The sequence below is a fragment of the Komagataeibacter rhaeticus genome, from assembly GCF_011611525.1.
Lineage (GTDB): Bacteria > Pseudomonadota > Alphaproteobacteria > Acetobacterales > Acetobacteraceae > Komagataeibacter > Komagataeibacter rhaeticus.
On sequence record NZ_CP050139.1, the window covers coordinates 2,433,139 to 2,445,923 of the forward strand.

The following is a 12,785-nucleotide window of genomic DNA, read 5'->3' on the forward strand; positions in this document are numbered from 1 at the left end:
CTTTTACCCCTGCCAGCCCAGCAGCCTCTTGCGCACCAGCATGAACAGCGTGTCGGTCAGCGCATAGAGCAGGGCCATGGTCAGCATGTAGACCACCACCAGATCCGTTGCCAGCAGGCTGGAAGCCTGCATCATCCGCGCACCGATGCCCGGCACGCCAAACAGTTCCGCCGCCACGACCGACATCCAGGCCTGCCCCAGCCCCGTCCGCAGCCCGGCCAGCACGCCGGGGGCCGAGGCCGGTATCACCACCGTACGCAGCCGCGCCCAGAATCCGCCATGGCCAAACGAGGCCGCGACTTCATACAGATCGGGATCGATCGACTGCACCGCCCCGTACGCCGCGTAAAAATTGATCCAGAAGACGGAAATGGCGATGACAAACGTGGCCCCCGCCGTATTGAGCCCGAACCACAGGATGGCAAAGGGCACCCATGCCAGCCCCGGAATGGGTCGCAGCACCCGCACCACGCCGGACAGCAGGCCGTCCAGCAGCGGTACCGCCCCACAGAGCAGTCCCAGTAGCGTACCCAGCACGGAACCCGCCAGCAGCCCGGTCAGGTAATGGGTCAGGCTGTCGCGTATGGCCTGGGTCCAGGCGCCGCTGCGTACTTCCTCCAACCAGGCCGGACCAAGGCTGGTGGGGGCAGGCAGCAGGCCGGACGGCACCCATCCCAGCCGGATGGAGGCTTCCCACACGCCAAACAGGACCACAAGGCCAGCCGCCCCCAGAATTGGACGCAGCAGGACGGGACGCGGCCTGATCATGGAGCAATCTGCCTGTAGGTTTCCAGATCAAACAGCGCGCCCACCGGCTCCGCCTTGCGCAGCAGGCCGGTCTGGAGTTCGAAATCCTGTAGCTGGCCCACCGCATCCACAATCCGCGCGGGGTCGGACACGAACCCCGAAGCGGAAGCCTTCAGCGCCTCGACAATGATATCCTTGGGCAGCATGCCACCGCCCAGCGCCTGCTGCACGTAGGGTTCGGCCTGTTCCGGGTCCGTTGCCAGCAGGTGCGTTGCCCTGACGAAGCCGCTTACGAACGCGTTTTTCCATGCGGCGCGGTCAGGCGCATCCTCATTAAGGATGGCAAGGACCGAGCCGGGCTGGCCGGGCATGAGGTCATGGCCGGATGCCAGGACCCGCATGCCGGGCATGCGGTGGCGGATGATGGTCAGCGCGGGCTCACGCAGGATGGCGGCATCCACCGCACCTGCCAGGAACGCCTGCTGGGCGGCATCGATATCAATGCCGACAATATCCGCCACCTGATCCGGCTCCAGCCCGTTGCGCGCCTTCAGCCAGTAGCGCAGCAGCGTATCGGGCACCGAACCCATGGGCTGGGCCGCGATCTTGGGCCTGTGCCCCGCCCTGGCGGCAAAATCGGCAAAGCGCTGGCGGAGCGCATCGGGGGCCAGCGGGACCGGCTGCTCGGGCAGGTCCACCGCCAGTGCCCCGCGCGATACGATCTCCAGTTCCTCCGTCGCCGCACTGGCCACCACCTTTACATCCACGCCATGGGCACGCGCCTGCAGCAGCGGCAGGACACCCGCCACATAGGCATCGATCTTGCCCGACATCAGGGCCTGTATGGCCTGTGGCCCGGACTGGAAGCGGACAAGCTGCATGTCGATCCCGGCATCCCGTGTCCAGTTCTTGCCTTGCATGACAAAAAGCGGAGCGGAACCGATAACCGGAATGTAGCCAACACGAACCGTAGCCGCCTGGGCACCCGCGCACAGGCCAAGCACGGCCGTCAGGACATGAACGCTACGGCGTATCACACGCCGGAAAAGGGATACTGTCATGGCTAAAGCCCTGTCTGCTACGCGGAAGGAATGAACCGATTAATACACTATCGAAAATATATGTAAGCCCGTCTGGATGGCTATATAACGATAAAATAATGTTGGATTGCAAAAAACCACAAAAAAACCCGGCCTGAGCCGGGTTTTTCGGAAGCAACCGGCCTGCCTCAGGCAGCCAGGTTTTCTTCATGATTGGCTTCCGGGCGCGGACCGCTGTCCTGACCCTTGGCCGACACATCGCGGTCAACCAGTTCGATCACGGCCATATCGGCCGCATCGCCATGGCGCATGCCCGCACGCAGCACGCGGGTGTAGCCACCCTGGCGCGTCTTGTAGCGGTCAGCCACCGTGGCGAACAGCTTGGACACGATCTTGTCGTCACGCAGCTGGGCGAAAGCCTGACGGCGGGCGTGCAGGTCACCCCGCTTGCCAAGGGTGATCAGCTTTTCCACCACCGGGCGCAGTTCCTTCGCCTTGGGCAGTGTGGTGGTGATCTGTTCGTGCTTGATCAGGGCGACTGCCATGTTGCGAAACATGGCCAGTCGATGGGACGAGGTAACGCCGAGCTTACGGCCGGCAACACCGTGACGCATGATGTAATTTCCTGTTTTATCCGGTTCGGAGGATCAGAACGGCTCGTCGAGCCTCTTTGCCAGATCTTCGATATTTTCCGGCGGCCAGGCCGGTACGTTCATACCCAGTGAAAGCCCCATGGCGGTCAGGACTTCCTTGATCTCGTTGAGCGACTTGCGGCCGAAATTCGGCGTGCGCAGCATCTCCTGCTCGGTCTTCTGCACCAGATCACCGATATAGACGATGTTGTCGTTCTTCAGGCAGTTGGCGCTACGCACCGACAGTTCCAGTTCGTCAACCTTGCGCAGCAGGTTGCGGTTGAACGGCAGGTCATCCTGCGGCTCTTCCGTGCGCACCGTGCGCGGCTCATCAAAGTTGATGAACAGCTGGAGCTGGTCCTGCAGGATACGCGCGGCCAGCGCCACGGCATCTTCAGGCGTCACGGCGCCGTTCGTCTCGACCGTCAGCAGCAGGCGGTCATAGTCGGTGACCTGACCCACGCGGGTCTGCTCCACCTTGTAGGACACCCGACGGACGGGGGAGTAGATGGCATCAACCGGGATCAGGCCAATGGGTGCGTCTTCCGGGCGGTTGGCCGCCGCGGGAACATACCCCTTGCCCATGTTCACGGTGAACTCCATGCCGAACTTCACCCCTTCATCAAGTGTGCAGATGACCAGGTCGGGGTTCATGACTTCAATGTCATGCCCGGTCTGGATCTGTCCGGCACGCACTTCGCCAGGCCCCGTGGCCGTCAGCACCATGCGCTTGGGGCCTTCGCCATGCATCCGCAGTGCGAGCTGCTTGATGTTGAGCACGATGTCGGTCACGTCTTCACGAACACCCGCCACCGACGAGAATTCATGCAGCACGCCGTCAATCTGGATTGCCGTAACCGCAGCCCCCTGCAGGGACGACAGCAGAACCCGACGGATCGCATTGCCCAGCGTCATGCCGAAGCCGCGTTCCAGCGGCTCGGCTACGACGGTTGCAATGCGCGAAGGTTCCGCCCCCGGTTCGACTTCCAGCTTTTCCGGCTTGATCAGGGATTGCCAGTTTTTCTGGAGGACCAAGGTAATGGCCTTTCAAGACTGATCTGCCGCCTGTTGGTGCGGCAGATGGTACCCCACAGGGAGGTACCGGAATGACAATCTTCCCCCGCATGCGGGGGAATACGACTAACGCAGGGCGCCGATCAGACGCGACGGCGCTTGCGCGGGCGGCAGCCGTTATGCGGCACCGGCGTCATGTCGCGGATGGCCGTGATCGAGAAACCGACAGCCTGCAGGGCACGCAGTGCGCTCTCACGCCCCGACCCGGGACCGGAAACCTCGATTTCCAGCGTCTCCATGCCGTGCTCGCGCGCCTTGCGGCCCGCATCCTCGGCGGCAACCTGGGCTGCGTACGGGGTGGATTTGCGCGACCCCTTGAAACCCTGGGCACCAGCGGAAGACCAGGCAATCGCGTTGCCCTGGGCGTCGGAAATGGTGATCATGGTGTTGTTGAAGGTGGACAGCACATGCGCCACACCGGAAATGATGTTTTTCCGCTCTTTCTTGCGAATACGCGGAGCCGCAGCTTTCGCCATAGTTTTCTCGATCCTGTCAGTTCAAACGGGCACGGAGCGCATAAGGCACGCCCCGTGCATTCATACCGGGCAATCCGCTGATTAGCGGGTCGCCTTCTTCTTGCCCGCAATAGCCACGGCCTTACCCTTGCGGGTACGGGCGTTGGTATGAGTCCGCTGACCATGGACAGGCAGCCCACGCCGGTGGCGCAGGCCACGGTAGCAGCCAAGGTCCATCAGACGCTTGATGTTCATCGCCACTTCACGGCGAAGATCACCTTCCACGCGGTAGTTGCTGTCGATCAGTTCACGGATCTTGCCGATCTCGTCGTCCGACAGCTCGTTCACGCGCCGCTCAGCCGGGATTTCCAGCTGGTCGCAGATCGCCTGGGCCTTCGTCGCCCCGATACCATAGATATAACGCAGGGCAATTGTGACCCGCTTGTTAGTTGGGATGTTCACGCCGGCAATACGTGCCACGCCACTTACTCCTCGTCCGCCCTGTTCGGGGCACTACATTTAGGCAGGGCTGCTTCACACCACCTGCCCGACTGGCAGGAGCGCCGTGAACATACCGGTCCGACCGGCCAACCCCAGCATCATTCATTCAGGCCGCCTGCGCCGGACCATCGGGCCGACTCAAGCGACATTCATACCTTGAGGGCGCGCAATATACTGCTGCCCCCCATGAGTCAATTATTTTGCATCACTTTTTCGTGATGCGGTCGATGACAGCAAAGACTTCCTGCGTCACCGCATCGATATCAGCCATGCCGTCAATCCGGTACAGCCGCTTCTCCTCCTCATAATAAGGCAGGATCGGGGCCGTCAGTTCCCGGTAGGTTTTCAGTCGGGCCGCCACGGTTTCGCGCCGGTCGTCCTCGCGGCGGATGAACTCATGTCCACCACATACGTCGCATGTGCCCGCGACCTTCGGCCGCTTGAACACATCATTATAGCCTGCCCCGCACCTGGCACAGGTATAACGACCCGCAATCCGGTCGGCCAGGGCATCCTCATCCACGTCCAGCAGCAGCACGGCATCAATGTGCTGCCCACTGCGTGCCAGCATCGTATCCAGCGCCTCGGCCTGCGCGCGGGTGCGTGGAAAACCATCAAGGATAAAGCCCTTGGCGCAGTCCGGCTGGCGGATACGCTTTTCGATCATGGCGATGATCAGATCATCGGGCACGAGCCTGCCTTCGGCCATGATGGTCTTGACCTGCTGCCCAAGCGGGCTGTCCGCCGCGACTTCGGCGCGCAGCATGTCCCCGGTCGAGATCTGCGCAATTCCATACCGCTCTTCCAGCCGTTTCGACTGCGTGCCTTTGCCGGCACCTGGCGGTCCAAGAAAAATGATGTTCAACGCACCCTGCCCTTTCTGCCCCGTCCCCGGCGCATGAGTCCCTGATACTGGTGCGCCACCAGATGCGACTGCACCTGTGTCACCGTATCGATCGTCACCGTCACGATAATGATCAGACTCGTGCCACCGAAATAGAAAGGCACGTTGTAATGGCTGATCAGGATCTGCGGCAACAGGCAGACGGCAACAAGATAGAGCGCACCGATCGTTGTGATGCGGGTCAGGATACGGTCAAAGAACGCAGCCGTATTCGCCCCGGGGCGGATACCCGGCACGAACCCGCCCTGCTTGCGCAGGTTCTCGGCCGTTTCCTGCGGGTTGAACGTCACCGCCGCATAGAAATACGAGAAGAACACGATCATCGCCGCATAGAACAGCATGTACAGCGGCTGCCCCTGCCCCAGTTCCTGCCCCAGGAAGGAGAGCCATCCCGGCATGGAACTGTTATTGACGAATCCCGCGATCGTGACCGGAATCAGCAGCACGGACGAGGCAAAGATCGGCGGGATGGACCCTGCGGTATTCACCTTCAGCGGCATATGGGTGGAGTCCCCACCGAACATGCGCTGGCCAACCTGCCGCTTGGGGTACTGGATGACGACCCTGCGCTGCGCCAGTTCCATAAATACGATGAACGCGATGGTGATCGCCGCCAGCACCAGGAAAACCAGCACGAAGAACGGGGACAGCGCGCCGGTGTAGCCAAGCTGGAACAGGCTTGCCAGGGCATTGGGCAGGTTCGCCACGATACCGGCAAAGATGATCAGCGAGATCCCGTTGCCAACCCCCCGTGACGTGATCTGTTCCCCCAGCCACATCAGGAACATGGTCCCCCCCACAAGGGTCAGGACGCAGGACACGATGAAGAACATCCCCGGCGATACCACCGCCGAGCCCGCCTCGGTATGCATGTTCTCCAGCCCGATGGCGATGCCGTAGGCCTGAAACAGGGCGATCACGACCGTAAGATAGCGGGTATATTCGTTCAGCTTGCGCCGTCCGCCCTCGCCTTCCTTCTTCAGGGCCTCAAGGGAGGGAATCGCTGCTGACATCAGCTGTACAATGATCGAGGCGCTGATATAGGGCATGATATTGAGTGCGAACACGGTCATGCGCCCCAGCGCCCCGCCCGTGAACATGTCGAACATACCCAGGATACCGCCCTGATGCCGGGCCAGAAGCTGCCCCATCACCGTCGCGTCGACGCCTGGAACGGGGATATAGGTGCCAATCCGGTAAACGATCAGCGCACCCAGGGTGAACCAGATACGCTTCTTCAGTTCCGTCGCGTTGGCAAAGGAACTGAAATTCAAATTGGCAGCCAACTGTTCGGCCGCGGAGGCCATGCGCCCATCCTTTCACAAGAACAGCGCCACCGCTGGAGGCGGGACGCTGTCATGATAAAAAAAACCGCAGAAAGTAATAAAGCGATGCGCCCGCCGAGTGCAAGCAGCATCGCTTTTATCATGCTTCGGGTACAGAACGTGCCTGTAACCCGAACCGGTCATTCCGCGGCAGGAGCCTGCTGCTTCTGCGCCTTGACCTGCACCTTGCCACCGGCCTTCTCGACCGCCGCAATGGCGCAGGCCGAAGCCCCCGCCACCTCAATGGTCACCGCGTGGTTCAGTTCACCGTCACCCAGCAGGCGGATACCGGCAAAACGGCCAGAACCGATCAGGCCAGCCTTGGTCAGCACTTCTTCCGTCACGACAGCCTTGGCATCAACCTTGCCTGCCGCGATGGCCTTGTCCAGCGTGCCCAGGTTCACCACCGCATAGTCCTTGCGGAAGATGTTCTTGAAGCCGCGCTTGGGCAGACGACGGTAGATGGGCAGCTGGCCACCCTCAAACCCGTTCAACGACACGCCGGAACGTGCCTTCTGGCCCTTGACACCTTTGCCGGATGTCTTGCCCTTGCCGGAGCCGATACCGCGACCAAGGCGTTTCTTGCGATAACGCGCGCCCTCGTTGTCACGAAGTTCGTTCAGGTTCATCTCAATCCTCCACCTTGATCAGGTGGGACACCTTGCGGATCATGCCACGAACGGAAGGGGTATCCTCCAGTTCGCGGGTCCGACCGATCTTGTTCAGGCCAAGACCGACCAGCGTCGCCTGCTGGCCCGGCTTCTGCCCGTTACCGGAATGTAGCTGGGTAACGCGAATGGTTGCCTTGGTATCAGACATCGGCCGCAGCCTCCGTCGCTACCGCAGCCTCGCGGCGCCCCAGGATATCCGAAACCTTCTTGCCACGACGGTTGGCCACCGAACGCGGGCTGGCGCAACGCTCCAGCGCGGCGAACGTCGCCTTGACCATGTTGTGCGGGTTCCGGGTTCCAAGCGACTTGGCCACCACGTCATTGATGCCCAGGCTTTCGAACACGGCGCGCATCGGACCACCGGCAATGATGCCCGTGCCTGCATCAGCAGAGCGCAGGACCACCTTGCCCGCCCCGAAGTGACCGGCCACATCGTGATGCAGCGTACGGCCTTCCTTCATCGGAACGCGGATCATGGTGCGCTTGGCGCGGTCGGTCGCCTTGCGGATCGCCTCGGGAACTTCACGGGCCTTGCCCGCGCCGAACCCTACGCGCCCCTTCTGGTCACCAACCACAACCAGTGCCGCGAATGCAAAGCGGCGACCGCCCTTTACAACCTTGGCAACACGATTGATCGTGACCAGCTTGTCGACCAGATCATCGCCTTCGCGGTCGCGATCGCGACCACCCCGGCCGCCTTCTCTCGGTTCACGTGCCATTATGCGTGACCCTTTCGTCAGAACGAGAGACCGCCCTCACGGGCAGCCTCCGCCAGGGCCTTGATACGCCCATGATAGAGATACGCGCCGCGGTCGAAAACGACCTTCGACACACCTGCAGCCACCGCGCGTTCCGCCAGAAGCTTGCCAACCGCACCCGCCGCCGTGACGTCCGTGCCACCCTTGAGGGCGGAACGCAGGTCCTTTTCCAGGGAGGACGCAGCGGCCAGCGTACGGCCGGCCGCATCGTCGATAACCTGCGCGTAGATGTTCTTGCCTGAACGGAACACCGACAGACGCGGACGGCCACCGCTCTTGCGGCGAAGCTGGAAACGGAGACGCTGACGCCGCCGTTCCCGCAGATCCTTCTGCGTGCTCATTATTTCTTCTTGCCTTCCTTGCGACGGATGGTTTCCGTTTCATAACGGACACCCTTGCCCTTATAGGGCTCGGGCTTGCGGAAGCTGCGGATATCCAGAGCCACCTGACCAACCCGCTGCTTGTCGATACCTTCGACGGTCACGGCTGTCGGCCGCGGGGTCGTGATCTTGATTCCCTCGGGGATCGCATAGACGATGTCATGCGAATAACCGAGGTTCATGACCAGGTTCTTGCCCTGCACCGCAGCGCGGTAACCCGTTCCGGAGATTTCCAGCGTCTTGGAAAACCCTTCGGACACGCCCTTGACCATACCCGCGATCAGGGAACGCGTGGTTCCCCACATCATGCGGGCCTGGGCCTGCGTCGTATCGACCGGCTTGACCGCGACCTTGCCGTCCGCAACATCGACCGCGACATGGCTGGACAGTGGCAGCTTGAGTTCACCCAGCTTGCCCTTTGCCGTCAGCACGCCATCAGCAATGGAAACCTGAACGCCCGACGGAACCTCGACGGGATATTTGCCCACTCGCGACATTTATCCCTCCTCAGAACACACGGCAGAGGACTTCACCGCCAACATTGGCAGCGCGGGCCTCCGCATCGGACAGAACACCGCGAGGGGTCGACAGGATCGACACACCCAGCCCGGCATAGACACGCGGCAGTTCCTTGATCTTGGAATAGACGCGGCGGCCCGGCTTGGACACACGGTGGATTTCCTTGATGACCGGCTCACCATCGAGATATTTCAGCTCGATGCGCAGCTGGGCCACACCTTTGCGCAGTTCCTCACGGGAGAAACCACGGATATATCCCTCGCGGCGCAGGGCCTCGAGAACACTGGCGCGCAGCTTGGAAGCCGGCGCCACGCAGGCAGCATGCCGTGCACGCTGCGCGTTGCGGATCCGGGTGAGCAGATCACCCAAAGGATCAGAAAGTGACATCGTTCCCTGCCCTTACCAGCTCGATTTGACCATACCCGGGATCTGGCCATTGGAGGCCAGGTCGCGCAGGGCGATACGGCAGAGTTCGAACTTTCTGTAATTGGCGCGGGGACGCCCCGTCAGCTTGCAGCGCAGACGCACGCGCACGCGCGAACCATTGCGAGGAAGTTCAGCAAGCTTGAGCGATGCATCGAAGCGATCCTCAACCGGCAGAGACCGGTCCATGATGATGTTCTTCAATGCAGTCCGCTTAGCCCGGTCCCGGGTTGCCATGCGCTCGCGCTTGACATTCCGGTTAACGGCGGAAATTTTGGCCATGCCTTGTTTTACCCTCCGGAACCTGTTGGGCCAGTCCCAACGGTTTTCCAAACAACGTGTGTATTAGGTCTTCTGGACTTCAGACGGAAGCCCTTTCTCTACATTTTATGCAGAGAAGGGCAGATCGAACGCCTTGAGCAGAGCCTTTGCTTCCGCATCCGTCTTCGCGGTGGTCACGAAGATGATGTCCATGCCGCGGATCTCGTCGACCTTGTCGTACTCGATTTCCGGGAAGACGATCTGTTCCTTCAGGCCCATCGCGAAGTTGCCACGACCATCGAAACCCTTGTTCGCCGGCAGCCCACGGAAATCGCGCACGCGCGGCAGGGCGATCGTCACCAGGCGGTCAAGGAACTCGAACATCTGCGCGCGACGCAGCGTCACCTTGCAGCCAATGGGCAGACCCTCACGGATCTTGAAGCCCGCGATCGCCTTCTTGGCAACCGTCTTGACGGGCTTCTGACCTGCGATAAGGGTCATTTCCTTAAGCGCCGCATCCAGCTTCTTCTGGTCGCCAGCCGCTTCGCCCACGCCCATGTTCAGCACGATCTTCTCGAGACGCGGAACCTGCATCTCGTTCTTGTAGCCAAACTGCTCGCGCATCTTCGCACGCAGCTCCGTCTGGTAACGCTGCTGCATGCGCGGCATCGGACGGGCTTCTTTCACTTCAGACATACCCGCCTCCTCAGCCTTCGATAACTTCGCCGGTCGCCTTGGCGACACGAACCTTGCGACCATCTTCCAGAACGCGGAAGCCGACCTTCGTCGGGTCACCGCTCTTGGGATCGATCAGCTTCAGGTTGGACAGGTGAACGGGCATTTCCTTCTGGATGATGCCACCCTGCTCACCCATGCGGGAGGGACGGGTATGGCGCTTGGCAATCGCCACGCCACGCACCACAGCCTTGTTTGCCGCCGGCAGGACTGTCACGACCTCGCCACGGGTTCCCTTGGAACCACCGGTGATGACCAGGACCTGGTCACCCTTCTTGATACGAGCAGCCATTACAGCACCTCCGGTGCCAGCGAGATGATCTTCATGAACTTGCGCGCACGCAGCTCACGCACGACCGGGCCAAAGATACGGGTGCCGATCGGTTCCTGCTGCTTGTTGATCAGCACGGCCGCATTGCGGTCAAACCGGATGGCGCTGCCGTCGGCGCGACGCACCGGGTAGGACGTACGGACGATCACCGCCTGGTGAACATCGCCCTTCTTGACCTTACCGCGGGGAATGGCTTCCTTGACGGACACGACAATCACGTCGCCGACCGAGGCAGTCTTCCGCTTGGAACCGCCCAGTACCTTGATGCACTGCACCTGACGGGCGCCGGAATTGTCGGCGACGTCAAGGTTGGTCTCGGGATGGATCATGGTCTATGCCCTTCTTTACGCCTGCGTACCGGACGTGGCACCGGCGGCGGCCGCGAGCGGCTGGCCATTCCGGACCACGACGGTCCAGGTCTTGCGACGGGAAATCGGCTTGCATTCCTCAATGCGCACCGTGTCGCCCACCTTGCATTCATTCAAGCCGTCATGCGCCGCATACTTCTTGGAGCGACGAATGAACTTCTTATACAGCGGATGGATAATGCGACGATCGACAAGAACCGTTACGGTCTTGTCCATCTTGTCGCTTGTTACCCGCCCGGTCAGGACGCGCCTTGGCATCGCCCGTCTCCCTTCAGGACTTTACTGCCGGCGCGTGGCCAGCTGAACTCTTCTTCACAACCTGGGTTGCAATCGTCTTCACACGCGCGATGTCACGACGGACCTCACGCATGCGGGACTGACCCTCGGTCTGGCCGGTCGCATGCTGGAACCGAAGATTGAACTGCTCGCGCTTCAGATCAACGAGAAGCGCATCCAGTTCCTCAACAGTCTTGGCACGCAGATCGGCCGGCTTTGTTGCCTTTGCCATCTCACGCCTCTCCGATACGGGTCACGAACTTGGTCTTGATCGGCAGCTTGGCCGCACCCAGAGCCAGCGCTTCACGCGCGACTTCAGGCGGCACGCCTTCGATCTCGAACAGGATACGACCCGGCTTCACACGAGCCACCCAATATTCGGGCGACCCCTTGCCGGACCCCATACGCACTTCTGCGGGCTTTGTCGAGACCGGAAGATCAGGGAAAATCCGAATCCACACGCGACCGGCACGTTTCATGGCACGGGTAATGGCACGACGGGCGGCTTCGATCTGGCGGGCCGTGATCCGTTCAGGCTGGAGAGCCTTCAGGCCGAAAGCCCCGAAATTCAGGGTTGTGCCACCCTTGGCCAGCCCATGAATGCGGCCCTTGTGGGCCTTGCGGTACTTTGTCCGCTTGGGAGAAAGCATTTTCTAAATCCTCACGCGCCGCCTGGCGCATCTGGGTCCATTTGACCGCGCAGCTTAGCGCTGCGGGGCCTGTTCGGCGGCGCGACGGTCCTGCGCCAGCGGATCATGGGCAAGAATCTCGCCCTTGAAGATCCAGACCTTCACACCACAGGTGCCATAGGTCGTCTTGGCGGTCGCCACACCATAGTCGATGTCCGCACGCAGCGTATGCAGCGGCACGCGGCCTTCACGGTACCATTCGATACGCGCGATTTCCGCACCGCCCAGACGACCCGAGCAGTTGATCCGGATACCCTGCGCACCCAGGCGCATGGCCGACTGCACGGCACGCTTCATGGCACGACGGAAGGCCACGCGACGCTCAAGCTGCTGGGCAATGTTTTCGGCCACCAGGGTCGCATCGATTTCCGGCTTGCGGATCTCGACGATGTTCAGCGCCACATCGGTCTTGGCCATACGGGCCAAGTCCTTGCGCAGCACATCGATGTCCTGACCCTTCTTGCCGATCACGACACCCGGACGGGCCGCGTAGATGGTCACGCGCGGCTTCTTGGCCGGGCGTTCGATCACCACGCGGGATACACCCGCACCAGACAGCTTGCGGCGCAGGTAGGCGCGCAGCTTCAGGTCATCATGCAGCAGGCGCGCATAATCGGCATCGGCGTACCAGCGGCTGTCCCATGTCCGGTTAATACCGAGCCGCAGCCCGATCGGATTAACTTTATGTCCCATGGA

Annotated in this window: 22 protein-coding genes; all 22 read right to left on the minus strand. The window is 61.5% G+C overall.

The genetic code is table 11. The features are described 5' to 3' along the window. Nucleotides 1-3: 3 nt before the first annotated feature. Nucleotides 4-768: an ABC transporter permease gene (locus tag GWK63_RS11070; protein WP_112210080.1), complete on the minus strand. Its 765-nt coding sequence runs from the start codon at nucleotides 766-768 to the stop codon at nucleotides 4-6. Further along, a complete protein-coding gene (locus GWK63_RS11075) occupies nucleotides 765-1,808 on the minus strand; it encodes an ABC transporter substrate-binding protein (protein WP_112210082.1) in 1,044 nt (347 codons plus the stop codon). Before GWK63_RS11075 ends, GWK63_RS11070 begins: the two co-directional genes overlap by 4 nt. A 167-nt stretch (nucleotides 1,809-1,975) precedes the next feature. Next, entirely contained in the window at nucleotides 1,976-2,401 is a 426-nt protein-coding gene (gene rplQ, locus GWK63_RS11080; protein WP_034933165.1) for a 50S ribosomal protein L17, read from the minus strand. Between the two features lie 33 nt (nucleotides 2,402-2,434). Continuing rightward, entirely contained in the window at nucleotides 2,435-3,454 is a 1,020-nt protein-coding gene (locus GWK63_RS11085; RefSeq protein ID WP_007399646.1) for a DNA-directed RNA polymerase subunit alpha, read from the minus strand. 122 nt (nucleotides 3,455-3,576) lie between these two features. Beyond that, complete coding sequence (gene rpsK, locus GWK63_RS11090) at nucleotides 3,577-3,969, minus strand: 30S ribosomal protein S11 (RefSeq protein ID WP_003621069.1); 393 nt, start codon at nucleotides 3,967-3,969, stop codon at nucleotides 3,577-3,579. Nucleotides 3,970-4,050: 81 nt separating this feature from the next. After that, the gene (gene rpsM, locus GWK63_RS11095) at nucleotides 4,051-4,428 is read right to left on the minus strand and encodes a 30S ribosomal protein S13 (RefSeq protein ID WP_007399643.1); all 378 of its coding nucleotides are present in this window, start codon (nucleotides 4,426-4,428) and stop codon (nucleotides 4,051-4,053) included. 226 nt (nucleotides 4,429-4,654) lie between these two features. Continuing rightward, entirely contained in the window at nucleotides 4,655-5,314 is a 660-nt protein-coding gene (locus GWK63_RS11100; protein ID WP_034933169.1) for an adenylate kinase, read from the minus strand. Continuing rightward, the gene (gene secY / locus GWK63_RS11105; RefSeq protein WP_007399641.1) at nucleotides 5,311-6,660 is read right to left on the minus strand and encodes a preprotein translocase subunit SecY; all 1,350 of its coding nucleotides are present in this window, start codon (nucleotides 6,658-6,660) and stop codon (nucleotides 5,311-5,313) included. Before secY ends, GWK63_RS11100 begins: the two co-directional genes overlap by 4 nt. Nucleotides 6,661-6,818: 158 nt before the next feature. Further along, entirely contained in the window at nucleotides 6,819-7,307 is a 489-nt protein-coding gene (gene rplO, locus GWK63_RS11110) for a 50S ribosomal protein L15 (RefSeq protein ID WP_034933171.1), read from the minus strand. A 1-nt stretch (nucleotide 7,308) separates the two neighbouring features. Beyond that, nucleotides 7,309-7,497, minus strand: coding sequence for a 50S ribosomal protein L30 (rpmD, locus tag GWK63_RS11115; protein ID WP_007399639.1), 189 nt, complete (start codon nucleotides 7,495-7,497; stop codon nucleotides 7,309-7,311). Next, a complete protein-coding gene (gene rpsE / locus GWK63_RS11120; protein WP_014105019.1) occupies nucleotides 7,490-8,068 on the minus strand; it encodes a 30S ribosomal protein S5 in 579 nt (192 codons plus the stop codon). The genes rpmD and rpsE overlap by 8 nt, the downstream gene beginning before the upstream one ends. 17 nt (nucleotides 8,069-8,085) lie before the next feature. Beyond that, entirely contained in the window at nucleotides 8,086-8,448 is a 363-nt protein-coding gene (rplR, locus tag GWK63_RS11125; RefSeq protein ID WP_014105020.1) for a 50S ribosomal protein L18, read from the minus strand. Then, nucleotides 8,448-8,984 (minus strand): 50S ribosomal protein L6, encoded by a 537-nt coding sequence (rplF, locus tag GWK63_RS11130; protein ID WP_034933177.1) that lies wholly within the window; start codon nucleotides 8,982-8,984, stop codon nucleotides 8,448-8,450. The genes rplR and rplF overlap by 1 nt, the downstream gene beginning before the upstream one ends. Nucleotides 8,985-8,994: 10 nt before the next feature. After that, on the minus strand, nucleotides 8,995-9,393 hold the full coding sequence (gene rpsH, locus GWK63_RS11135) for a 30S ribosomal protein S8 (protein WP_010506719.1): 399 nt from the start codon (nucleotides 9,391-9,393) through the stop codon (nucleotides 8,995-8,997). Between the two features lie 12 nt (nucleotides 9,394-9,405). Continuing rightward, nucleotides 9,406-9,711 (minus strand): 30S ribosomal protein S14, encoded by a 306-nt coding sequence (gene rpsN / locus GWK63_RS11140; protein WP_007399632.1) that lies wholly within the window; start codon nucleotides 9,709-9,711, stop codon nucleotides 9,406-9,408. A 105-nt stretch (nucleotides 9,712-9,816) separates the two neighbouring features. Continuing rightward, complete coding sequence (rplE, locus tag GWK63_RS11145) at nucleotides 9,817-10,386, minus strand: 50S ribosomal protein L5 (protein ID WP_034933180.1); 570 nt, start codon at nucleotides 10,384-10,386, stop codon at nucleotides 9,817-9,819. Nucleotides 10,387-10,396: 10 nt separating this feature from the next. Beyond that, nucleotides 10,397-10,717, minus strand: coding sequence for a 50S ribosomal protein L24 (rplX, locus tag GWK63_RS11150; RefSeq protein ID WP_007399630.1), 321 nt, complete (start codon nucleotides 10,715-10,717; stop codon nucleotides 10,397-10,399). Further along, the gene (rplN, locus tag GWK63_RS11155) at nucleotides 10,717-11,085 is read right to left on the minus strand and encodes a 50S ribosomal protein L14 (protein WP_007399629.1); all 369 of its coding nucleotides are present in this window, start codon (nucleotides 11,083-11,085) and stop codon (nucleotides 10,717-10,719) included. Before rplN ends, rplX begins: the two co-directional genes overlap by 1 nt. 15 nt (nucleotides 11,086-11,100) lie before the next feature. Beyond that, a complete protein-coding gene (rpsQ, locus tag GWK63_RS11160) occupies nucleotides 11,101-11,382 on the minus strand; it encodes a 30S ribosomal protein S17 (protein WP_034933186.1) in 282 nt (93 codons plus the stop codon). Nucleotides 11,383-11,395: 13 nt separating this feature from the next. Continuing rightward, nucleotides 11,396-11,632, minus strand: a complete 237-nt coding sequence (gene rpmC / locus GWK63_RS11165) for a 50S ribosomal protein L29 (RefSeq protein WP_007399627.1) — start codon at nucleotides 11,630-11,632, stop codon at nucleotides 11,396-11,398. 1 nt (nucleotide 11,633) lies between these two features. Beyond that, nucleotides 11,634-12,050, minus strand: a complete 417-nt coding sequence (gene rplP / locus GWK63_RS11170; protein ID WP_007399626.1) for a 50S ribosomal protein L16 — start codon at nucleotides 12,048-12,050, stop codon at nucleotides 11,634-11,636. A gap of 54 nt (nucleotides 12,051-12,104) precedes the next feature. Next, entirely contained in the window at nucleotides 12,105-12,782 is a 678-nt protein-coding gene (gene rpsC / locus GWK63_RS11175) for a 30S ribosomal protein S3 (protein ID WP_007399625.1), read from the minus strand. Between the last annotated feature and the right edge of the window lie 3 nt (nucleotides 12,783-12,785).